This is a genomic window from Herbaspirillum chlorophenolicum (genome assembly GCF_001189955.1).
GTDB classification, from domain to species: domain Bacteria; phylum Pseudomonadota; class Gammaproteobacteria; order Burkholderiales; family Burkholderiaceae_D; genus Herbaspirillum; species Herbaspirillum chlorophenolicum.
In genome coordinates, this window is record NZ_LFLT01000018.1 from 16672 (window position 1) to 37277 (window position 20606).

Annotated in this window: 24 protein-coding genes; 23 read left to right on the forward strand and 1 reads right to left on the reverse strand. The window is 62.8% G+C overall.

What is annotated here, in order from left to right; all coding sequences use genetic code 11:
- Positions 1-196 precede the first annotated feature (196 nt).
- From AKL28_RS24450 to AKL28_RS12620, 9 genes are all read left to right on the forward strand, one after another.
- A complete protein-coding gene (locus tag AKL28_RS24450; RefSeq protein WP_156226318.1) occupies positions 197-355 on the forward strand; it encodes a hypothetical protein in 159 nt (52 codons plus the stop codon).
- A gap of 82 nt (positions 356-437) precedes the next feature.
- Positions 438-650: a hypothetical protein gene (locus tag AKL28_RS12600; RefSeq protein WP_050468493.1), complete on the forward strand. Its 213-nt coding sequence runs from the start codon at positions 438-440 to the stop codon at positions 648-650.
- Positions 651-687: 37 nt separating this feature from the next.
- Positions 688-861 carry a hypothetical protein gene (locus AKL28_RS24455; RefSeq protein WP_156226319.1) on the forward strand — a complete coding sequence of 58 codons (174 nt, stop codon included), beginning with the start codon at positions 688-690 and terminating at the stop codon, positions 859-861.
- A gap of 258 nt (positions 862-1119) precedes the next feature.
- Entirely contained in the window at positions 1120-1275 is a 156-nt protein-coding gene (locus AKL28_RS24460; protein ID WP_156226320.1) for a hypothetical protein, read from the forward strand.
- Between the two features lie 417 nt (positions 1276-1692).
- Complete coding sequence (locus tag AKL28_RS12605; RefSeq protein ID WP_050468494.1) at positions 1693-4077, forward strand: hypothetical protein; 2385 nt, start codon at positions 1693-1695, stop codon at positions 4075-4077.
- Positions 4078-4160: 83 nt separating this feature from the next.
- Entirely contained in the window at positions 4161-4721 is a 561-nt protein-coding gene (locus AKL28_RS12610; protein ID WP_156226321.1) for a hypothetical protein, read from the forward strand.
- Positions 4722-4778: 57 nt separating this feature from the next.
- Positions 4779-4934, forward strand: a complete 156-nt coding sequence (locus tag AKL28_RS24465; RefSeq protein WP_156226322.1) for a hypothetical protein — start codon at positions 4779-4781, stop codon at positions 4932-4934.
- A gap of 123 nt (positions 4935-5057) precedes the next feature.
- Positions 5058-6611, forward strand: coding sequence for a class I SAM-dependent methyltransferase (locus AKL28_RS12615; protein WP_050468496.1), 1554 nt, complete (start codon positions 5058-5060; stop codon positions 6609-6611).
- Positions 6612-6753: 142 nt separating this feature from the next.
- Positions 6754-7179: a hypothetical protein gene (locus AKL28_RS12620; protein WP_156226323.1), complete on the forward strand. Its 426-nt coding sequence runs from the start codon at positions 6754-6756 to the stop codon at positions 7177-7179.
- Between the two features lie 24 nt (positions 7180-7203).
- On the opposite strand, the gene AKL28_RS12625 is transcribed toward AKL28_RS12620, so the two are convergent.
- On the reverse strand, positions 7204-7944 hold the full coding sequence (locus tag AKL28_RS12625) for an RNA polymerase sigma factor (RefSeq protein WP_082221476.1): 741 nt from the start codon (positions 7942-7944) through the stop codon (positions 7204-7206).
- 242 nt (positions 7945-8186) lie between these two features.
- Between AKL28_RS12625 and AKL28_RS12630 the strand changes: the two genes are divergently transcribed.
- The 14 genes from AKL28_RS12630 (at position 8187) to sctR (ending at position 20578) form a co-directional block, all read left to right on the forward strand.
- The gene (locus AKL28_RS12630; RefSeq protein WP_156484702.1) at positions 8187-9224 is read left to right on the forward strand and encodes a hypothetical protein; all 1038 of its coding nucleotides are present in this window, start codon (positions 8187-8189) and stop codon (positions 9222-9224) included.
- Positions 9221-9583: a hypothetical protein gene (locus AKL28_RS12635; protein ID WP_050468499.1), complete on the forward strand. Its 363-nt coding sequence runs from the start codon at positions 9221-9223 to the stop codon at positions 9581-9583. Before AKL28_RS12630 ends, AKL28_RS12635 begins: the two co-directional genes overlap by 4 nt.
- 64 nt (positions 9584-9647) lie before the next feature.
- Positions 9648-9974, forward strand: a complete 327-nt coding sequence (locus AKL28_RS12640; RefSeq protein ID WP_050468500.1) for a hypothetical protein — start codon at positions 9648-9650, stop codon at positions 9972-9974.
- On the forward strand, positions 9971-10426 hold the full coding sequence (locus tag AKL28_RS12645; protein WP_050468501.1) for a hypothetical protein: 456 nt from the start codon (positions 9971-9973) through the stop codon (positions 10424-10426). Before AKL28_RS12640 ends, AKL28_RS12645 begins: the two co-directional genes overlap by 4 nt.
- A complete protein-coding gene (locus AKL28_RS12650) occupies positions 10404-10733 on the forward strand; it encodes a hypothetical protein (protein ID WP_050468502.1) in 330 nt (109 codons plus the stop codon). Before AKL28_RS12645 ends, AKL28_RS12650 begins: the two co-directional genes overlap by 23 nt.
- Entirely contained in the window at positions 10730-12817 is a 2088-nt protein-coding gene (gene sctV / locus AKL28_RS12655) for a type III secretion system export apparatus subunit SctV (protein ID WP_050468503.1), read from the forward strand. Before AKL28_RS12650 ends, sctV begins: the two co-directional genes overlap by 4 nt.
- Before the next feature lie 247 nt (positions 12818-13064).
- The gene (locus tag AKL28_RS12660; protein ID WP_156226324.1) at positions 13065-14408 is read left to right on the forward strand and encodes a hypothetical protein; all 1344 of its coding nucleotides are present in this window, start codon (positions 13065-13067) and stop codon (positions 14406-14408) included.
- Between the two features lie 116 nt (positions 14409-14524).
- A complete protein-coding gene (locus tag AKL28_RS12665; protein ID WP_231602417.1) occupies positions 14525-14959 on the forward strand; it encodes a hypothetical protein in 435 nt (144 codons plus the stop codon).
- A 77-nt stretch (positions 14960-15036) separates the two neighbouring features.
- Positions 15037-16089 (forward strand): FHA domain-containing protein, encoded by a 1053-nt coding sequence (locus AKL28_RS12670; protein ID WP_050468506.1) that lies wholly within the window; start codon positions 15037-15039, stop codon positions 16087-16089.
- Entirely contained in the window at positions 16083-17465 is a 1383-nt protein-coding gene (locus AKL28_RS12675) for a FliI/YscN family ATPase (RefSeq protein WP_050468507.1), read from the forward strand. Before AKL28_RS12670 ends, AKL28_RS12675 begins: the two co-directional genes overlap by 7 nt.
- A complete protein-coding gene (locus AKL28_RS12680; protein ID WP_050468508.1) occupies positions 17462-17962 on the forward strand; it encodes a BTB/POZ domain-containing protein in 501 nt (166 codons plus the stop codon). Before AKL28_RS12675 ends, AKL28_RS12680 begins: the two co-directional genes overlap by 4 nt.
- A gap of 2 nt (positions 17963-17964) precedes the next feature.
- Positions 17965-18606 carry a hypothetical protein gene (locus AKL28_RS12685; RefSeq protein ID WP_050468509.1) on the forward strand — a complete coding sequence of 214 codons (642 nt, stop codon included), beginning with the start codon at positions 17965-17967 and terminating at the stop codon, positions 18604-18606.
- Between the two features lie 92 nt (positions 18607-18698).
- Positions 18699-19922: a FliM/FliN family flagellar motor switch protein gene (locus tag AKL28_RS12690; RefSeq protein WP_050468510.1), complete on the forward strand. Its 1224-nt coding sequence runs from the start codon at positions 18699-18701 to the stop codon at positions 19920-19922.
- Positions 19916-20578: a type III secretion system export apparatus subunit SctR gene (gene sctR / locus AKL28_RS12695; RefSeq protein WP_050468511.1), complete on the forward strand. Its 663-nt coding sequence runs from the start codon at positions 19916-19918 to the stop codon at positions 20576-20578. Before AKL28_RS12690 ends, sctR begins: the two co-directional genes overlap by 7 nt.
- Positions 20579-20606 lie beyond the last annotated feature (28 nt).

The following is a 20606-nucleotide window of genomic DNA, read 5'->3' on the forward strand; positions in this document are numbered from 1 at the left end:
CAACGGCGTCATGTCTGGCCCGGAGCAGTTGTGGAATGTTTCCATCCACAGGGCCGGGTGCCGTGATCAATTGTTTGGCTCGCCGGGAAGAAACATCAGCATCGGGATGGAACCTACGCCCCCTGCCGTTCCACTTAGCTGGGACCGCGGGGACACAATGCGCTGCGGTAATTTTTAACTTTTCATGGAGGTTACTATGTCTGCAGGTCCAATCAGTGGTGCATCTACCGCAAGCACCGCTACCCAGGTGCTTGAGCAGAACGTCGTCAATACGAACGCAGAAATCGCGGCGGCGGATGACCTGTCCCACACGATCGACAAGAAGAAACGCGATAACGTCAAGAGCTACATCTGATCGGTTGGCGGATAAGTTTTTTGAGTACGGTGGGACTCTTGTGGGTCCCACCTGCATTTCAATCCCGAGTGAGGAAACGACCATGTCTACTTTCCAGAGCCAGATGGCTGGCGGATATCAATCGCAAGGCAATCCCAGCATGCGCCAGGGCGCTGCTGACCCCATGGTGGGCAATGCCCAGGCCGGCGCCGAGCAGGCCATGGAGTTCCAGTTGTGGGTGTCGCAGCAAGCCACCTCGCTGGCCAAGATGAAGGTCTTCGCCACCATGGCCAAGAACGTCAACGACCAGCAATGATCGCAACGCCGATCCTGCACCGCCATCAGGAGCCCGCATGCAAGATTCGATCAACACCGCCGGCAGTTCAGCCGCGGTAGCGCGTACCAGCAGCGCGCGCGCCATCCGTACGCAACAGGCTGTCAATGACGAAGTGACCAACGTCGACAACGTCAACATATTCCTCAAATACGCGAAGAAGGCGGAAGAGACCGCGCAAGCGGCGATCTGAGGTTTCATTGCATCGCCCGGGCGCGCGACAACTCGCACGCCAACCGCCGCAACTGGCCGGTATGGGCATCTTCCTTGGCGGCGCTGCGGGCATTGCCGGTTCCATGCCTGCGGCGCCGCCTTACGTGTGCTCCATCATTTGACGTCATGCCATCCCGCCCGCAATGTCTGGTGGCCGATGGAACCTGTGCTGCACCACTTGCGACCCAGTACAGCGTCTGATGAAAACCTTTTGTCATTTTTCTTTTGGGAGTCCGCCATGGCAGTAGAACTTACGACCGAATCGATCAATGCTACGGCAAAGACCATTGCCCAGCAAAATAGCGTGAACGCATCAGCCGAGGAAGTCGATGCTTTCGACGTCATGTTCAAGATGATGAAAAAGGGTCGCGACGCCGGCCAGCAACTGGTCTAGGTATCGCAAAGGGGAGAGAGCAGCAAGCGATCCGGGTGCGCCGATGGCGGCACCTCGGGACCGACGGTGCGGCTTGGGCGCTGCCGGGGCGAGCAATCAAGGGGCCAAGTGAGGCAGGCGGCTTGTCGTCTGGTCCATGCAGCAGCGTCGCACCATTTCCATTTCCGCATATTGCCGCGGCCGGCCGCGCCGCGACCTCAGGCCGCTTGTCCCAACGGGACAGCGTGAGCATGTCTTCGGAAAAAACCGCTCCCATGTTGGCGGACTGGAACTAACAACTTCGTCGAGTCACTCAACAACGAGTCCGCTATCCCTTGAGTTTTCGTGCGTCATCGTCCGGCAATGGCGAGGTCAGCAGGTTATTACGCAGTGGTGCGGCCGTCGGAGTAGTTTGTTGCCCCTTTTCCCGGAGAACGTATGTCCAATACATTTACTGTCACATCCAACAACAACTATCAGAATGGTTCGCCGGATGGTGAACTGACCCTTACCCTGCGCCTGCGCGGTGCCAACGAGTCCGACTACAACGATATCCACAACGGCAATTCATCGAACAAGAATTCGGCCTACGTGGAGTTCGATCTGCCGCCGGCAGCCAAGCGGTTCCTCGACGCCATCCTGGGTACCGGCGGTAACGGTTCCAAGATGTCCGAGGCCGACGCCGCCAATACCATCAGCCAATTCCAGCAAGACAACAAGACCGGTCGCCTGAAGCCGTCGCAGCTGCAGGAAATGGCCAACGGCTATTTCACCGGCAAGGATGGCAAGACCACCCGCGTACCGGACAACGTGCAGCAAGCCGCGCAGATAATGATGGCCAATGGCGGCGAGCTGTTCAAGAAGGTCGAATCGGCCACTGATGGCAAGTACGACGGCGAACTGGGGGAAGGCGACGCCGCCAATGCGATCAAGAAGGGACGCATTTCCGACAAGCCCAGCGGCGGCGGCCAGGACTTCAGCGGCCTGCTGCTCAATTTCCTGATGTCCGCCCTGATGAACGGTTCGTTGTCCAAGCACCAGCCTGACGACTACGACGCGGCCAAGACCATCAACCAGTTCCAGAAAGACAATGACATCGGCCTGCTGTCGATCAAGCAGATGCAAGAGCTGGCCAATGGCTACCACACCGACAAGAACGGCAATACCAAAAAGGTTTCCAGCGACGTGCAGCAGGCCGCGCAGGCATTCCTGGACAATGATGCCGAATTGTTCAAGCGTCTGGAATCGGCGACCGACGGCAAATTCGACGGCCAGTTGGGGCAGGGCGACTTTGGCCAGGCACTCTCCAAGGGCCGCCTGTCTCCATCCAGTCAGTCCAACGGGGATTGGTCCAATAACGGCTCGATCACCATCGATATCGGCGGCAGCAATGGCGTGAACTTCGGTAATGACCAAAACAGCGGCAAGCCGATGAGCGACAAGGACGCTGCCTTTACCTTCCAGGACTTCCAGAAGAACAATGGCCTCGACCTGACCTCGCCGCAAGAAATGAAGAAGATTGCCGACACCGGCTACTTCACGGGCAAGGATGGCAAGGAGCATAAGGCGGATCCGGAAGTCCAGAAGGCCGCCCAGACCTACATGGCCAATGGCGGTGAACTGTACAAGCGCGTCGAGTCGGCCACCGATGGCAAGAACGACGGCATGCTGGGCCGGGGTGATCCGGACAATGCCTTGAAGAAGGGCCGCCTGGACGGCACCGGCAATGGCAACGGCTATAACAACGGTAACGGCAACAACCCAGGCAACGTCAACGGCAACAATGGCCAGAACAATGGCAAGCCGATGAACGACAAGGATGCGGTCTTCACCATGAAGGACTTCATGAAGAACGAGGGTATCGACCTGATTTCTTCAGGCGGTATGAAGAAGATTGCCGACACCGGCTACTACACCGGCAAGGACGGCAAGGAGCATAAGGCAGATCCGGAAGTCCAGAAAGCCGCCCAGACCTACATGGCCAATGGCGGTGAGTTGTTCAAGCGCATCGAGTCCGCCAACACCGGCAAGTACGACGGCTTGTTGGGCCAGCTCGATCCGGACAAGGCAGTCGAGAAGGGCCGCCTGGACGGCACCGGCAATGGCAACGGCTATAACAACGGTAACGGCAACAATCCCGGCAACGTCAACGGCAGCAATGGCCAGAACAATGGCAAGCCGATGAACGACAAGGATGCGGTCTTCACCATGAAGGACTTCATGAAGAACGAGGGTATTGACCTGATTTCGTCGGGCGGTATGAAGAAGATTGCCGACACCGGTTACTTCATGGGCAAGGATGGCAAGGAGCATAAGGCAGATCCGGAAGTCCAGAAGGCCGCCCAGACCTACATGGCCAACGGTGGCGAGCTGTTCAAGCGTATCGAGTCCGCCAACACCGGTGAATACGATGGCTTGTTGGGCCAACTCGATCCGGACAAGGCAGTCGAAAAGGGGCGCCTGGACGGGACCAGCAACGGTAACGGCAACAACCCTGGCAACGTCAACGGCAGCAATGGCCAGAACAACGGCAAGCCGATGAATGACAAGGATGCAGTCTTCACCATGAAGGACTTCATGAAGAACGAAGGTATTGACCTGATTTCGTCGGGCGGCATGAAGAAGATCGCCGACACCGGCTACTTCATGGGCAAGGACGGCAAGGAGCATAAGGTAGATCCGGAAGTCCAGAAGGCCGCACAGACCTACATGGCCAACGGCGGCGAGCTGTTCAAGCGCATCGAGTCCGCCAACACCGGTGAATACGACGGCTTGTTGGGCCAGGTCGATCCGGACAAGGCAGTCGAGAAGGGCAGGCTGTAAGCGTTGGTTGGTAGTTGAGCAAGCAGGCGCGATCCGCAGCAGCGATGCCCGGATCGCGCCGCAGCAAGGAATAGATGATGAACATGAGAGTCAACCCAGGCATTGATCCCTCCAGGGCCGATGGCCTGGTGAAGCTGATGTGGGAGCACAGCGAGCTGCTGGACGACTATGCCGTAAGGCAGTCGGTACCGCCTGCGGCGCAGCCCGGCTACGTCGATGCCAAGGCGGCCCCATCGACAGGACTGCCGCCAGGCAGACGGCCGAGCTGGGCCCAGTCGCCGCGCAGTGTCGGCCGGACCGTGCCATCGGCGCCTTCCAAGGCCGCCCTGACACGCGTGAACCATGCCGGCGAGCAGGATTTGCCGGCCACCGTGTTTCTCAACGGCGTGAGCGGTTACGTGCCACCGATTCCCCGCGACGACCCGCAAGAAGCACCATTGAAGACCGAAAAAACGCGCCAGGCCACGGTGAGCGGCATGGAGCGCGATGAACGGAGGAAGGCCGCCAAGCGGAAAAATTACACGCCGGCGCCAGGCTCGCACACGCCAAACCAGGTCCGTTATCAATTGTTGCAACGCTCGCGTGCCATCTTGAATCTGGGCTTGCCGGAGATCTATCTGGGCTTGCGTGTGCAGATCGGTTGAGTGCGAAAAACTGTTTTCTTCGTATTACGTCATTTTCCAAAAGAAAGGTAAGACGCCATGAAAAACGCTTCCAACCTGGATGATGAAGTCTCGTTCGGGAACGCATCTCCGTCACGCAGGACACTGCGCCTCGGCGCGCAGCAAGCACTGATGAACGCCGACCTGGACGAGGACTTCCCCTGGCATCGCATCCGTCGCATGTCACGCAAGTGAGCAGCAGATTGGCGGGATGGCCGGCAGGCAGCCCGGCTTCCCGTCGCCCGGCCGGCCTGGATGACACAAAGGCCGGCGCAGCGGACCACGGATGCCGCAGCAATCACGCTAGAGGAGAGCGCAGTGGAGTGGAATGACAGTTATGAGAAGGGGCTCGACTATGTGCCGACCTTCGCGATGGAGCAAGGCCCGAGCCATCTGAATTTTGCGTGTGTTTCCTATGGCATCGAGCCGGTGCCGGTCGACGAGCCGTTTACCTACATGGAACTGGGATGCGGATTGGGCCTGATGGCCAACGTGTTCGCGGCGGCCAACCCCAAGGGGAAATTCTTTGCGGTCGACTTCATGCCCTCGCATGTGAAGGCCGCCCAGGAAATGGCCGAAGGCGCGCAGCTGGACAACCTGACCGTGCTCGAGGCCAGTTTCAAGGAAATGGCCGAAGGCAAGATCGCGCTGCCCCAGTTCGATTACGTGACGATGTATGGCATCTACAGCTGGGTCGATGGCGTCAACCGCGGCCATATCGTGGAATTTCTGCGCCGCTACCTCAAGCCGGGCGGCGTGGTGTATGTCAACTACAACGCCATGCCCGGCTGGACCGCATCGCTCTCGCTGCGCCGGCTGCTGCGCGAGGCGGCCCGCAACCAGCAGGTCTGCACCAAGGACAAGCTGGCCAAGGGACGCGAGCTGGTGCAGGGCCTGGTGGACGTCAAGGCTCGCTTCTTCACGCAGATCCAGTCCAGGCAACTGGACTACCGCTTGCAGAACCTGCGCAACGCCGCCGATGACAATTACCACGCCCACGAGTATCTGCACGATGGCGCCGATCCCATGTACTCGATCGATGTGATGCGCGAGATGGCCGGGGCCAAGCTCGACTTTGCCGGTTCGGCGCTGCTGAGCAGCCAGTATCACGATATCTACATGAGCCGCGCGCAGCAGGATTTCCTGGCCTCCATCCCGGACCCGGGCCTGCGCGAACTGGCCTGCGACCATATCTGCAACACCCCGTTCCGGCAGGACATCTTCGTGCGCGGGCGCCGCCGCATGGCCCCGGCGCGCCGTCGCCAGTGGCTCGAGCGCTGCGGCCTGGCGCTCACCATCCCGGTCTCGCAGGTGACGCCGCTGCTAGAGTTTCCGGCGGGAAGATTCGAAGTCGAAGCCGCGCTTTACCAGCCCATCATGCAGGCGCTGCTCATTCGTCCGCATTCGCTGCTGGAGCTGGCCGCGTTGCCCGAGTTGCGTCAGCGCGCAGTCGGTTTCGATGACGTGGTGCGCCTGGCCTCGCTGTTGCACGAGTCGGAGCAATGCGCCATCTTCTTTCTCAGCGCAGCCGGCGTCGACCGCCGCCCGGCCGAGCGCCTGAACCGCCTGCTGGCGGCTTCGGCACGCGAATCGGATGCGTTCCAGGTGCTGGCCTCGCCCCTGCTCGGGGGCGGCTTGCGCTCGGGACTGTGCCAGCGCATCGCCTACGACCAGATCGTGCACAACAGCGTGGCGCATGGCAACTGGGTAGCACCGATGGCGCAGGCCATGCGCCGCGAGAAGCCGGCGCTGGAGCAGGAACAAGACCTCGGCATGGCCATGGCCGATATCGCCCAGGGCATCATGGAACAACGCTGGCCAATTTGGAAAAGCCTGAACATGGCGCCGCAACCTTTAACCGACATGGGGTAACACCATGCTTTGCAGCTTGAATTTGCTCGTCGCTTGGGAATCCGGCCTGAAAGGGCCGTTTTCATTGGTAGAATCATTGGCCACATCGCGCGCTTCGGCGCGCAAGAACGCACATTGCGCACAACCAGACAGGATTGCGATCTTGCAAGACGAACAAGACGACATTTCCGGACAGGAAGTCAAGCAGCTGCTGCTGGACCTGATGCACTACTCGGGGCAGAAGGCCGCAGCGCGGCCCGCGCTGGAACTGCAGATCGGCGACATCCTCACCCGTACTTCGGTGGAGCCGGCCGGCATCGACCTCTACCTGTCGGTGACAGGCCTGCTGCCGCCGTGCGATGCGCCCATGACAGCCTCGATGGCGCCGCCGGCGGCGTTGAGCGAGGAAGGCAATGACAATTGCGATTTCCTGTGGCACGCCGATGAAGGCCGCTACGTGCTGGTCCGCAAGATCGCCCTGCGGACGTTGACCGACGAGCGTGGCGTGATGGATGAAATACTCAATACGGCCGATCTCGCCACACGCTGTTTCGACGAGATCCGGCCCAAGTCGCCGCCGCGCCGCTAAGCTGGCGCGGCAGCCTGCGCCAGCTTAGCGGCGCGAAGAATTCGGGGTGCTGCTGGAAGAATGTCTGGAAGACACCGGGCTGTTGCCGTATTCGTTGCGCACGGCCGCGCGCACGCGCGAGACGCGGGAACGGACGGTGCCGATGGGGATGCTCAATTGTTGCGCAGCCTCTTCGTAGGTGGCGTCGCCGTCGAGTACGGCTTCGAAGGTGTTGCGGATCTGCGGCGACAGTTCGCTCAGCAAGTCGTCCACCTTCTGCGCGATCTGCCGCAATTCATAGGCCATGGCCGGGTCGGCGCTGGCGTCCACCAACTGTTCCATGAAATTTTCGTCGACCATTTCATAGCGATCGGCGGTGTTGCGGCGCACCTGGTTGCGGGCCAGGTTCAAGGCGATACCGAACAGCCAGGTCGATGGCTTGGACAAGCCCGAAAAACGGTGTGCGCATTTCATCGCTTCGATGAAGGTGTTCTGCACCACGTCCTCGGCATCTTCGTGGCTGCCCACGTAACGTTGCACGAAGCGCTGCAGATGGGTACGGTGCTGGGTATAGAGCGCCACCACGTCGATCTGCACGGCCTGCGGCGCCGGCTCGGCCTGGGTTTGTGCGGCGGTGCCGACGTGTTGATCTTGCCCATGGCGGTCTTCCGGTTCCTCCGCCTGCAAGTCGTCATCTTGCGCATCGCCCTCTTCGGCGGACAGGTCGACAGCGAAGACGTGGTGGGATTCGAGCTCTATCGTTTGGGCTTCAAATACTGCTTGCATGGCATTCTCCTTGGGTGAAACACCGGTGTTGGTTGAGTGCGCAAGAGCATCTGGTTGCCTGCGCTCATCTGGTATGGGCGCAAGATATCAGCGGGTCCGGCAAGCGTGATCATTCTTTGAACATTCGTGAGACTTTGATAAATGTTGAGGAATTATCCTGCGCCGGTTGGAACCGCCTGACGGCTGTTTTCCCCATTTGACTGCGCATGGAACCTGCCGCCTGGCGCATGCCACCCACGGCCATGAATGCCTCCATTAAAGGATCTTCCAATAATCTGCCGCTGGAACAGCCGCCGGTCGTTCCGCTGCCGCCGCGCGCCAATTCCAATCTGAGACAACATCAGCCGCTGAAGAACCAGGCGCAGATGTTCAACGATGTGGAAAACACGCTGCAGGAGACGCTTGAATCATTCAAGGCGCGCAGCGGCACGCGGGTGCTGCATCATCTGAAGCACGCGCTGCAGGACCGCCCGCGCGTGGTGGTGCCGCGCCAGCCGCAGTCGCAATCGCAAAAGCCCGGGGCTAACGCCAAGCGTGGCGGCGCCGCATCGCGCGGCAACGAGGCGCAGCGCGAAAAGAGCGAGCGCAGTGAGCCGGTCCAGGCGCTGGACAAGGCGGTGCTCAATGAAGTGTTCGGCGTCAACGGCGACCTGGTGGCCGAAAACCTGTCGATCCTGTTCGCCGGCCTGGGCCAGTCGCGCCACAAGGATCGCGAGACCCGCGAACGCTTGCAGGAAAAGCTGCTGCAAGAGCAGGAACTGGTGCTGCATGCGGTCAACCTGCTGCTGCAGACGCGCGAGCGCGTCAAGGATTCGCCCAGCGAAGACCGCGTCAAGGACATGAAGGTGGCCAATGCGACCGGCCAGATCATGGGAGAAATATTCGGCACCCGCTTCTCGCGCATCCGCGAGGAGCTGGCACAGGACCCCGATATGCCACCGGTACAGATCATCGATGCCGAGAAGGCACCGGTGAACTTGCGCGAGATACGCTACGTCATCGGCGCCAACCGCGACATTTTGGTGGATGTGTTCCTGTCGACGCTGACCATCGCCCGTTCAGTGGCGAGGAATTTCCCCGGATTCGTCAACGATGCGCTCGACGTGCTGAGCAGCCACATGGTCGGCTCGATCCTGATGCGCAAGGAAATGCGCGAGCATCCGGAGCGCAGCATGGGGTTGTACGCACAGTCGATGGACGACGGCAAGGGCTTCAAGCTGGTGCGCTCGGCCTTCAAGATTTCCGATGACATGATCAACAAACTCACACGCATCCAATGAAAGTCAAAGCCGATAGTGTCGAAGCCATGCTGATCCTGGTGACTGCCGCCGAAACCGGCTGGGGCAAGGGCAAGGTCGCGCAGCTCATGGCGCAGTTGGTGGATATGTCCGATACCGACAAGGATCTGCGGGCGCGCGCCTATCGCGAGGTACGCAATGCGATTTCGCAGTTGCCGCTGGGGCTGTGGCCGCAAGACAAGCTGTCGGCGCGGCGCGAACTGCTCGATGAGCTGAGCCGGCAGATCACGCTGCTGCAGGACCGGATGTCCAACCATCCGACCCTGGCCGAGCTGCGTGAGCAGGAGTGGCGCGCCACGCTGGCCGGCTCGGTGCGTCGCGCCAACGCGCCGGGCCCATGAACGCGGCCGGCGCAGCAGGGGCAGGGATGATCCGAACCAACGATGACGCAGGGGGAACCGCCTTATGAATGACTTGATCGTCCGGCTTATCGCCAAAGCACGATTGCAAAATTCCGTTGCATTGTGCGACCTGGACAGCGGTTTGCATGTCTTCGCCTATCCGCTGGAGTACTGCATGCTGGTGGGGCTGGGTGTGGGCGCGGATGCGCCGATGCAGGCCAGCGATCTGCTGCGGCGCCGTGCTGCCGACCTGCGCCGCTTCGGCGGCTGGTTGCCGGCGCTGTTCAATGACGGCAGCCTGTACGTGGTGCGCCGCCTGAGTTCGGATGAGGAAGACGGCGGGGGGCTGCTCGATGACCAGATCGCTCTGGGCCGGGAGCTGCTCAATTGATCCATTCCGCCTCCAGCGCCGGCAGCATCCGGCCGCTCCCCTCGGAACTGGGCGAGCTGGGAGAAATCCATAGCGTCGGCCAGGTCGCGCAGCTTCCCAAGTCGCTGCCGCAACTCACTCCAGGCGAGGAAGCCGCCTCGCTGCCGTCGGCGGAACTGCCGGCCGATCCATTGCAGGCGGTGGTCAAGGAGTTCCTCGGCGCCGCCGCCACCTTCGACAATCTGGTCTGGCGTGGGGACCCGATACCGGTCATGCGCAGTCTGCAGCGCATGATGGTGGAGCATTCCCTGAAGCTTGAGGAAGGCGCGGCGCGCATGCCCATGATGAGCGCCTTGAAGCTGGTGGAAAGTGCAGTGCAGATGCGTTTGCGGCTGCAGCAGATGAAGCGCAGCCATGCCGATGTCGACACCCCGCAACCGGAGCAAGACAATGCGCAAGAAAAGGCAGCATGAAGGAGCGCAGCCTGAGCTGCTGGCGGCGACCGGGCTGGTCTGGGGGCACTTGAACGCCTATCAGTATGAACAGGCCTACCAACTGGCGCTTGGCTGCCTGCAGCTATGGCCGGCAGATGAAAAATTGCAATTGATGCGCGACCTGGCCGCTGCCGAGGTACTGGAGCCGGTCGATACCGGACGCTTGCGCGTCATGCGCACGCCCGTCAACGCCGCCTGGATCGATCTGGTGCTGCGACGGCTGGACTATCACACCACAGCCGTACCGGCGCCACGGGCAACGACATCCACAGGGGAATACCAATGAAAATCATCGGCATCGTCACGCTGCTCAACAAGGTCGCCATGCGCGTGGGGCAGCGCGCCGAACTGCTGGCTGCGGCGCTGGTGATCGGTATCGTCTTCATGCTGGTGCTGCCGATGCCGATCTGGCTGCTGGACATGCTCATCGCGTTCAGCCTGTGCGCGTCCGGCCTGATCGTCATTGTCGCGATGTACATGCCCGGTCCCACGGCCTTTTCGACTTTTCCAGCAGTGCTGCTGCTGACCACCCTGTTCCGCCTGGCGATTTCGGTGTCGACCACGCGCCTGATCCTGCTCGACGCCGACGCCGGGCACATCGTGGAGACCTTCGGCAACTTCGTGGTGGGCGGCAACCTGGTGGTGGGCCTGGTGATCTTCCTGATCCTGACCGTGGTGCAGTTCATCGTCATCACCAAGGGCTCGGAACGGGTCTCTGAAGTGTCGGCGCGCTTTTCGCTGGATGCCATGCCCGGCAAGCAGATGTCCATCGACAGCGACTTGCGCGCGGGCATCCTGACCGCCGAGGAAGCCAAGGCCAAGCGTGCGCACCTGGGCATGGAAAGCCAGCTGCACGGCGCCATGGATGGCGCCATGAAGTTCGTCAAGGGCGACGCCATCGCCGGCCTTTGCATCGTGGCCATCAACCTGATCGGGGGTATCTCGATCGGTATCGTGCAGCGCGGCATGGAAGCCGGCCAGGCGATGCAGGTCTACTCCATCCTGTCCATCGGCGATGCGCTCATCGCGCAGATCCCGGCGCTGCTGATCTCGCTGGGCGCGGGCATCATCACCACCCGCGTCGGCGATGGCGGCGACGAAGGCGACACCAACATCGGCCGCGATATCGCCGGGGAACTGTTCGGCGAACCCAAGGCGCTGCTCACGGCGGCCGGCATCATGCTGTTGTTCGGCCTGATTCCGGGCATGCCCACCTTCATCTTCGTGAGCCTGGCGGTAGGCTTGGCCGTGGGCGGCGTGGCCGGTTTGCTCAAGCCGCTGGCCGACGCCGAGATGGCGCGCCAGTCGGAGGAGCAGGAGCGCCAGAACGCCGGCATCGTCGACCTCACCAACTTCGCCGCTACCACGCCGTTTATCCTGCGCCTGCCAAAGGCCATGCTGGACACCCCGGAAGCCGAACAGATCCGTACGGCGGTGCGCCAGATGCGCAATGCCATCCTGGAAAAGCGCGGCATTCCCGACTTGAAGCCGATCGAGTTCGAATTCGAGGATTCGGTACCGGAAGGGCGGGTGCTGTTCATGATGTCCGAGGTGCCGCTGGTCGACGCCGACATCATGCTGGGCTGGAGCGCCACGCGCGAGCCGCTGGAACGGGTCCAGGAATTGGGCTTCGAAGCCTTCGAACGCAACATTCCGGGGTCGCGCCGGCGTCGCGTCTGGATCAAGGTGGACGATCCGGTCAAGCTGCTCGACGCCGGCGTGCTGGCCGAACCCTGGGAAAGGGTGTTCGCCGCCGACGTCGAAGTCGAGATGCTGCGCAACTGCCAGATGTTCGTCGGCGTGAACGAAGTGATCCGCTTCACGCGCTGGGCCGAGCGGCGCTATCCGGAACTGGGCAAGGAAGTGGTCAAGACCGTGACCCTGCCGCGCCTGACCGAAGTGGTACAGCGCCTCACGCGCGAAGGCGTGTCGCTGCGCAACGCGCGGCTGCTGCTGGAGACCACGCTCGATTGGGCGCCCAAGGAGCGCGATCCCGACGTCATCGCCGACTACGTGCGGCTGGCCTTCAAGCGCCAGCTATGCTTTGAGGCCTCGCGCGACGGGCTCATCGAGGTGATCCTGCTGTCGCCCGAACTGGAAGACCAGCTGCGTAATGCCATGCGCCAGACCAGCCAGGGCAGCTACCTGGACATCGACTCCGAACTCGAACAGATGATCCTGGACCGCTTGAACGAGCTGTCCACCAACGTCAGCACACCCATCGTGCCGCCGGTGCTGGTGACCGCGGCCGACATCCGCCGCTCGGTGCGCAAGCTGATCGAGGAAGAATTCTTCCCGGTGCCGGTATTCGCCTTTTCCGAGCTGACCCAGCATGCCAAGGTCAAGCCGGTGGGAATGATCGAAGTCTGAAAATTGCCCCGGCTCAAGGAACCGATGTGATGTGGCAGACATATATGGGTCATAGGGGAATCATTGCGCCGCCGTGGACTGCCTGAAGGGTCCTGGCGGGAGCAGGTCCCGACGCCTGCGCGGATGACTTGTCTGAAGCGCCGATCGCAGTCTGACACGAACCATTGAACAGAATTGGATTGCGTGCGAATGCCGGTAGATCGCACCTTGCGAACCGGCAGTTCGCCGCATCCTCACGGAGAACAACATGCCACCTAACACATTCCCAGGCAATTCCGGCATCCCGCCGGGCTTGCATCCCCAGGACTACCAGGAGCATCTGGTGCAACCATCGCAAGAGCGCCAATCGCATATGCGCGCTGCGGCGAACATGATTGGTCAACAGTTCGGGCAATTGCGATATGCATTCAATATGCCGCAGCAAGTCCCTCTGGAGAGGCTGGCCCACATCATGAACCAGAAGCTGGGCAACGAAAAACTGGGAGCTGCGCGCACTTCCGAGGTTGAGAACAGCAACAACGCAATTTTTGCCTATGTCCAACAGGGCATGCGCGAACTTTATTCGGAAGCGGGAGGGGATCTGCGAGAAATGGGGCAGCGTATGCAAAACCCTGCTCATGGACATCCGCCCAGCATGCAGCGCCGTCCTGTTCCACCAAGGCCGGACGCGGCCCACGAGTACGGATTCACCGCACCCCGGTCGTCGTCACGGGATGCGGGGGCTGAAGCACTTCGCGCGGCGGTAGGGTTCGACTTCAACAAGTTGTCACCTGAAGTTCAGTTGAACGTAATGGAGCAGGACAAGGCCATTTCCAAGCGTACTGCACACAACGCCAGGGCCAATACGCAATACAAGACGCCGAGTCAACCTTGGCGCCGCAATAATCATGTGCAAGAGCCGGACCAGCATACCGATGCCGATGAGCGTATCGACGAGGACCATCCTTACCAGGACAGCGACGTGCAATCGTTGGAATCGCATCCGCTGTATTCGCCGCCCCGCCGTAATTCCGTGGACGAGCCAGGTGGTGTCGTTGAGGAGGATATCTACGGCGTGTCCGACGATGAGTCCGATGATGGCGGCAAGCGCCCGCAACTGCCGTCTAGGCATACGGCTGTCGAGGCGCACGATGAGGCGCCCAATGCGGCTGACAGTCGACCGGCACTGCCTCCGCGGCGGGCCTCTGAAACGACAATGTCCATGAGCCAGGTGATGCAGCCTACGGAGTCGCTGTCGGACTTTCCGCCGCCGCCGCGGCGGATGCTGCAAGCGACGGTGACCACGCCTCCAGGTTTCAGGTCCGACTTGCCGCCGAGACCGATGGCGTCCGCGCGTCCGGAGCCACCGATATCAAATAATGGCAAAGAGCGGCAGTTGCCGCCGCGCCAAGCACAGACACCATCATCTGCGCCAGGCGCGACTGGTGTGATCAAACGTAAAGCCGCGCCTCAGGTCCAGGCGTCGGCGCAATCCTCGCCGCCGCCGATGATACCGGCCCATGTGAATGATTGGGTCGTCAACGAGGCCTCGGATAAAGAAGCGGAGTTGCTGTTCCTTGCGCTCGCCTCAAGACTGGGTCGGGCCGTGTGAGCCGATCTTTCTCGCTGATGCAAGCCGGACCTTGCGTCATCGGAGCAATGCAATGGTTGCTGGTCCGGTTCCCGGCCCCGATTGATGTGCCATTTGATGCGACATGGAGCGTATAAATGAAATTACTTGCAAAAGAGTTGCAGCCTGCCCGCCCCGAACCGCCGATGACCGCGGCACAGGCGAAGGAGATCATCGATCGCGCCAGCAAGGACGAACGCATGTCGGCAGAGCTGGATGCGCTGCGGTTGAAATGCTGCACGTTCATCGACAACCTGATGCGCGACGTCAACTTGGACCTGGCGGAAAAGCAGAAGCGCACGCCCGCTTTGCTGAAGAGCCCGCAGCAGGTCTCGCAGGCTTCCCCCACCTCGTTGCGCTCGGCCTCGCGCGATCGCGAGGCGATGGCGCGCAAGCGGCGCGAGCTGGCCGAGGCGATGGTGCTGGGGGTCTTGTTCAACCTGGACAATCCGCAGTGGGATCCGCGCGACCCTGGTACTGCACGCTCCGAGGAAAACTTCCTGGTGGCCCTGGTCAAGAGCGCTTTCAAGTAATCGATGGAACCAGAGCCGCCGTTGGCTCACTCAATGCCAGAGCCCTAGGGCGAACATGTTTCTGATGGAGCAAGATCATGCATGAACTGCGCATTCTGAACGGTTACCATCGCGGCGCCACGCTGCCGCTGACGGAGCCCGGCGACCTTAGCATCGGCGCCGACGAAGACGCGGACGTGGTGCTGGCCGATCCCGGCATCCTGCCACGGCACGCGACTTTTACCCTCGCTGCCGGCGGCTGGACGCTGGCGGCCGCCGATGGCGTCATCCGCGACGCCCATTCCAACGCGACGCCGCCACAGCTGGCGCTGTCGTTCGGCGATTTCGCCCGCGCCGACCGTATCTGGCTGACCGTGGTGGACGACAGCACCCCGTGGAGCGATCCGCCGGCCGAGCCGCAAGACCAGCCGGAGGCGGATGCAGCGGGCGAGGATGAGGCGGCGACACCCGAGGAGGCTGCCGTTGCGCCCGACGCCATCGCCGCGGCGGACCTGTTCGATCCGAACGAGGAGCAGGCGCTGGAAGCGGCGCAGCAAGCACAGGCGCCCGCGAACCATGCCGCCACCGGCGATGGCGGCGAACGCCGTGGGCGCGGCTATCGCATGGTGCTGGTTGCTTTCGTGGCTGCCATCGCCTTGTCGGGCGCGGCGGCCTACGGGTTGACCAGCCATCCCGACGTCTCTGCCAAGGAAGCACTGGCGCGCCAGGCCGAGCTCAAGCGCTTGGCCGCCTTGCCGCGCCAGCTGCCGGCCGATGAATTGGAACTGGCGTTGCGCAAGCGGCTGGATCAGGTCGACCTGCTTAACCGGGTCACGCTCGATCTGGGGCCGCGCGAATGGATCATCCGCGGCGCGCTGGGCGAAGAGGATGCCGAGCGCCTGCAGCGCATGCTGCGGGCGTTTGCCAAGTCCTATGTGATCGACTTCCCGATCAGCGTCAAGATCGGCAACGCCGAGTCGATGCTGCCGTTTCGCATCAGCCAGGTAATGACCGGCGTTGATCCCAGCATCGTCACTGACGATGGACGGCGCCTGTACGTGGGCGACGAATATCGCGGCGTGCGGCTGGTGGCGGTGGCCGGTAACCAGCTCAAGTTTTCAGGCAAGCATGCCCTGAACGTGTCATGGTGATCGCATCTTCCGCTTTTCGCGAGGATGTCGGCGCGCGCCTGGCGCAACTGCGCGCGCGCGTGCCCGACTGGCAGGCCGGTTTGCCGCTGCGCCCCGGCTTTACCAGCCAGGGCCGGGTGGCGCAGGTGCTGGGCACGCTGATCGAGGCGCATATGCCGCCGGTGCAGATCGGTGAACTGTGCAACCTGTTCAACCCGGAGCAGCCCGGCAAGACCATGCTGGCCGAGGTGGTGGGCTTTACCGACAAGGCCTCGATCCTGTCGGCATTGAGCCCGCTGGAAGGGGTATCCACCCGCACCGTGATCGAGCCGCTGCGGCGCGCCCATTCCATCGAAGTGGGCGACCATCTGTTCGGGTGCGTACTCGATGGCTTCGGGCGCTGGATGTTCCGCGCCCCCGCCGCCAGCGAGAACGTGGCGACCTGGAAAGCCATGTCGCCGGTCATCCGCGACGCTCCGCCTGCGACCAGCCGGCCGCGCATCTCCACGCCGCTGGCCACCGGGGTACGCGCCATCGACGGCTTGCTGACCATGGGCATCGGCCAGCGCATCGGCGTGTTCGCCGGTCCTGGTTGCGGCAAGACCACGTTGATGGCCGCCATTGCGCGTGGCTGCCAGGCCGACGCCATCGTGTTCGGGCTGATCGGTGAACGCGGCCGCGAACTCAACGAATTCCTGGAGCACGAGCTCGACGCCGAACTGATCCGCAAGACCGTGGTGGTGTGCGCCACCTCCGATCGCACTTCCATGGAGCGCTCGCGCGCCGCCTTTACCGCCACGGCGATTGCCGAAGGCTTTCGCGACCGCGGCAAGAAAGTGCTGCTGCTGGTCGATTCGCTCACCCGTTTTGCGCGCGCCCAGCGCGAGATCGGCCTGGCTGCGGGCGAGCCGCCGGCGCGCGGCGGCTTCACGCCCTCGGTCTATACCATGCTGCCGCGTCTCATCGAGCGCGCCGGCGGCACGCCGCAGGGATCGATCACCGCCATGTACACCGTGCTGGTGGACGGCGAATCGGCTTCCGACCCGATCGGCGATGAAGCCAAATCGCTGCTCGACGGCCACATCCTGCTCACGCGCAAGCTGGCCGAGCAGGGCCATTATCCCGCCATCGACGTGCTGGCCAGCATCAGCCGCGTGATGAGCAACGTCACCACGCGCGAGCACCGCGGGGCGGCTTCGCAGTTCCGCGAACTGATGGCCCGCTACCAGGAAATGGAGTTGCTCATCCGCCTGGGCGAATACAAGTCCGGTACCGATCCGGTGGCCGACCGTGCGATGGCCTTGCGGCCGGAGCAATTGAGCTTTCTGCGCCAGGACACCAGCACCAGTTCCGATTTCGAGCAAGCCATCGATACCCTGATGGGCATGGCCGAATGAGAGGCGCAAGCGGATTTGGCGCCAAGCCGGCCAGGCGCGAGGTGATCGACGTACCCGAGCCGCGCCGGCCGGACCGCCGGCTCGACCAGCTGCTGCACGTGCGCAAGCAACGCCTGAGCCGCCTGGAACGCGAATGCAATGAGGCGCGCGCGCAATGGCGCGAACTGCGGGCCGACCTGACCCGCCAGAAACAGGCGGCGCGTCAGGCCAAGATACGCGCCCATGAAGAATGGCTGGCTGCGCGCTCGGCGTTCTTCAGCATGGCCTTGACCAATGGCGAGTTCAGCCGCGCCAAGACGGTCTACGAAAAAATGAAGATCGAGGCCGACGTGCTGCACATCGAATGCCGTGCGTATGCCGCCCGCTGTCGCGCTTCAGGTGTCGAATTCTTTCTGGCCAGGCAGCATGTGACCGACGCCACCAAGCAGCAGGAAAAACTGGGCGTGCTGCGCGACGAAATGAAGGCGGCGCTGCTGGCGCAAAACGCGGAGGCGTAAGCATGACCCTGATCCCGATTTTTTCTCTGTTGAGCGAATCTCCATCCAGCGTGCCGCCGCCCAAGCCGCGCCGGCCGGTGCTGCCGCCCAAGCCGGTGGCGCTGCCGGCGCGCGAGGAAGCGCCCGAGCCGCGCCCGGCGCCACGCCAGGCGCAGCCGCAGCGTGCCGGCACCGCTGCGCGCGGCGCGGCGCCAGGCAGCGCCAAGTCGGGTGCGCGCCAAGCCGCCGAGCGCGACCAGCGCGACGCCGCCACCGACCACGATCAAATGCTGCTGGGCCAGGGCGGCCTGATGCCGCTGCCGCCGCAGACCGGTGGTGGTGGCGGCAGCCAGCAAGGCGACGCACAAGGCGAGGGGGAGCAAGACATGGGCGGCGGCACGGGTGCCGTCCTGGCAAGCGGCGAACTCGATTGCGACATGCTGGCCGGGCTGCTGCCGACCGAGGGTGATGACGGCATCTTCGAAGTGCTGCTGCCTGACGGCTCCAGGCTGGGCGTGGCGGTGGATATCGGAGAGCATCATGTTGCCTATCTGCTTACCCCCTCCTCGGAACAGTTCCGTGCGCAAATAAATAAGAAAAAAATGGAACTGCAAAAAGCCCTGATGCAACGTATGCAGACAGATGTCAGGCTTACGGTGCTGTAGAGCGGGCGGGCTGCGGTCGCAGTGGCATTGCGACATGGCTTGACCGGTTTTCTCCGTGGCCTGTGCCGATCCACTCGCATCCACAGGCGTTCATGTCCGACCTTTCCCAAGATTTTTCTTCGCCAGGCGCCCAGCGCTGGGACTTGCTGGCCGAAGCGCCGGTGGTGTCGCGCCCGCAGGCCGAATTGAGCCGGCTGGTCGGGCGCGGCATGCGACTGGCCTGGCCGGGTGCTGCCGAACTCCTGGTGCTGCCTGCCGCCGCGACCAACACGCAGCGCCCGGGCGTGCAGTTGGACCTGGCCGCCGGCGCGCTACTGGTGGCAGATGGCGAGCGCCTGGTCAATGCCATGTGCGGCATCGACATCGCTGCCGCCCCGCTTGATGGCGAGGCTTGGCCAAGCTGGTTGGCCGGGGCCATCGCCGGCCGCCTGCAAGACACGCCGCTGGCCTGGCTGCAGGGGCTGCGGCCAGTCGCTCCCGAGGCCGGAACGGATGGCCTGCTGCCGCTGGGGCTACGCCTGCGCGATGGCCGGCATGCCATCGATACCACCGGCTGGGCCCCGCTGTCGCTGTGGCAGGCGATGCTGCGCGAGGCCACGCCGCTACGGCTGCCGCGTGCGCGCTGGCTGCCGCTGGCCGTGAGCGCCATCGTCCCGCTGGCACGCCATCGCATGCCGCGCACGGCGTTCGATGCGCTGCGTTGCGGCGATCTCATCTTGCCGGATTCGCCGTGTTTCGACATCGACGGCACAGGACGTCTGCTCCTGGCCCAACGCCACTGGCGGGTGCAATACCTGGATCGCCAGCGCCTGCAAATATTGTCAGAGGAGGAAGACGTGGACTACCAACAGTACGAAGAGGCACGCGACGAACACGATGAAGATCTCGCCGACGACGGCGCACAGGAGCGGCCCGACGGCTCCCAGCCGGACCAGGCGGAAGCAGTGCAGGCCGAGGATCTGTATCAGGACGATGAAGCTGCCGATCGCATCGACCAGCAACTGGCCGAGCCGGACCTGCAGGCCGATGGCCAGAGCGAGACCGGTGCCGATGCCGCCTTGGGCCAGCCGCACCCGGCCGGCGCAGACAAGCTGAGCGGCAAGATCGTGATGTCGCTGCGTTTCGAACTGGGGCGGTTGAACCTGACGCTGGACCAGCTCGGCGCGCTCGGCGAGCAAAGCGTGCTGGTGCTGCATGACGCCTCGCCGCAGTCGATCGCCATCAGCGCTGCCGGCGTGCAGGTTGGACGGGGCGAGGTGGTGGCGGTGGACGGCCGGCTGGGAGTGCGCATCACCCAGTGGAGCGGGGCATGCTGAGCGGGCAGTTCGATGTCGTTTCCTTCTCGGTACTGCTGGCGCTCATGGCGCTGGTGCCATTGATGGTCGTGACGACCACCTCTTTTTTGAAGATATCGCTGGTGCTGCTGGTGCTGCGCAACGCCATCGGCGTGCAGCAGGTGCCGCCCACGCTGGCTATCTACGGGATCTCACTGGCCCTGTCGGTGTTCATCATGGCACCCACCGTGCAGGAAGTCGGCAAGCGCGCCATGGCGGTCGACACCACGCATCCGGCCGCTTCGCGCAGCACGCCAATTCTGCAGCGAGCGCAAGATTCCTTCGAGCCGCTGCGCCAATTCATGCTCAAGATGAGCCGCGCCGAGCAACGCGAGATGTTCCTGGCCTCGGCCAAGAAGCTGTGGCCCAAGGAAGCGGCCAAGGATGCCCAGGCTACCGACGCGCTGATCCTGATTCCCGCCTTCGTGGTGTCGGAGTTGCAGACCGGGTACGAGATCGGCTTCCTGATCTACATTCCGTTCGTGGTGATCGACCTGTTGATTTCCAACTTGCTCATGGCGCTGGGTATGCAGCAGGTGAGCCCGCAGACCATCACCATTCCGCTCAAGCTGTTGCTGTTTACGCTGGTCGGCGGCTGGGCCAAGCTGCTCAATGCCCTGGCCATGTCTTACCTGTAACGCGCCTGACGCGCGAATTCGCCTCACC

What these genes read in the sequence shown, in the direction of transcription:
- AKL28_RS24450 (WP_156226318.1), top strand. Translation starts at nt 197, where the DNA reads ATGTCTGCAGGTCCAATCAGTGGTGCATCTACCGCAAGCACCGCTACC.
- AKL28_RS12600 (WP_050468493.1), top strand. Translation starts at nt 438, where the DNA reads ATGTCTACTTTCCAGAGCCAGATGGCTGGCGGATATCAATCGCAAGGC.
- AKL28_RS24455 (WP_156226319.1), top strand. Translation starts at nt 688, where the DNA reads ATGCAAGATTCGATCAACACCGCCGGCAGTTCAGCCGCGGTAGCGCGT.
- AKL28_RS24460 (WP_156226320.1), top strand. Translation starts at nt 1,120, where the DNA reads ATGGCAGTAGAACTTACGACCGAATCGATCAATGCTACGGCAAAGACC.
- AKL28_RS12605 (WP_050468494.1), top strand. Translation starts at nt 1,693, where the DNA reads ATGTCCAATACATTTACTGTCACATCCAACAACAACTATCAGAATGGT.
- AKL28_RS12610 (WP_156226321.1), top strand. Translation starts at nt 4,161, where the DNA reads ATGAGAGTCAACCCAGGCATTGATCCCTCCAGGGCCGATGGCCTGGTG.
- AKL28_RS24465 (WP_156226322.1), top strand. Translation starts at nt 4,779, where the DNA reads ATGAAAAACGCTTCCAACCTGGATGATGAAGTCTCGTTCGGGAACGCA.
- AKL28_RS12625 (WP_082221476.1), bottom strand. Translation starts at nt 7,944, where the DNA reads ATGCAAGCAGTATTTGAAGCCCAAACGATAGAGCTCGAATCCCACCAC.
- AKL28_RS12630 (WP_156484702.1), top strand. Translation starts at nt 8,187, where the DNA reads ATGAATGCCTCCATTAAAGGATCTTCCAATAATCTGCCGCTGGAACAG.
- AKL28_RS12635 (WP_050468499.1), top strand. Translation starts at nt 9,221, where the DNA reads ATGAAAGTCAAAGCCGATAGTGTCGAAGCCATGCTGATCCTGGTGACT.
- AKL28_RS12640 (WP_050468500.1), top strand. Translation starts at nt 9,648, where the DNA reads ATGAATGACTTGATCGTCCGGCTTATCGCCAAAGCACGATTGCAAAAT.
- AKL28_RS12650 (WP_050468502.1), top strand. Translation starts at nt 10,404, where the DNA reads ATGCGCAAGAAAAGGCAGCATGAAGGAGCGCAGCCTGAGCTGCTGGCG.
- sctV (WP_050468503.1), top strand. Translation starts at nt 10,730, where the DNA reads ATGAAAATCATCGGCATCGTCACGCTGCTCAACAAGGTCGCCATGCGC.
- AKL28_RS12660 (WP_156226324.1), top strand. Translation starts at nt 13,065, where the DNA reads ATGCCACCTAACACATTCCCAGGCAATTCCGGCATCCCGCCGGGCTTG.
- AKL28_RS12665 (WP_231602417.1), top strand. Translation starts at nt 14,525, where the DNA reads ATGAAATTACTTGCAAAAGAGTTGCAGCCTGCCCGCCCCGAACCGCCG.
- AKL28_RS12670 (WP_050468506.1), top strand. Translation starts at nt 15,037, where the DNA reads ATGCATGAACTGCGCATTCTGAACGGTTACCATCGCGGCGCCACGCTG.
- AKL28_RS12675 (WP_050468507.1), top strand. Translation starts at nt 16,083, where the DNA reads ATGGTGATCGCATCTTCCGCTTTTCGCGAGGATGTCGGCGCGCGCCTG.
- AKL28_RS12680 (WP_050468508.1), top strand. Translation starts at nt 17,462, where the DNA reads ATGAGAGGCGCAAGCGGATTTGGCGCCAAGCCGGCCAGGCGCGAGGTG.
- AKL28_RS12685 (WP_050468509.1), top strand. Translation starts at nt 17,965, where the DNA reads ATGACCCTGATCCCGATTTTTTCTCTGTTGAGCGAATCTCCATCCAGC.
- AKL28_RS12690 (WP_050468510.1), top strand. Translation starts at nt 18,699, where the DNA reads ATGTCCGACCTTTCCCAAGATTTTTCTTCGCCAGGCGCCCAGCGCTGG.
- sctR (WP_050468511.1), top strand. Translation starts at nt 19,916, where the DNA reads ATGCTGAGCGGGCAGTTCGATGTCGTTTCCTTCTCGGTACTGCTGGCG.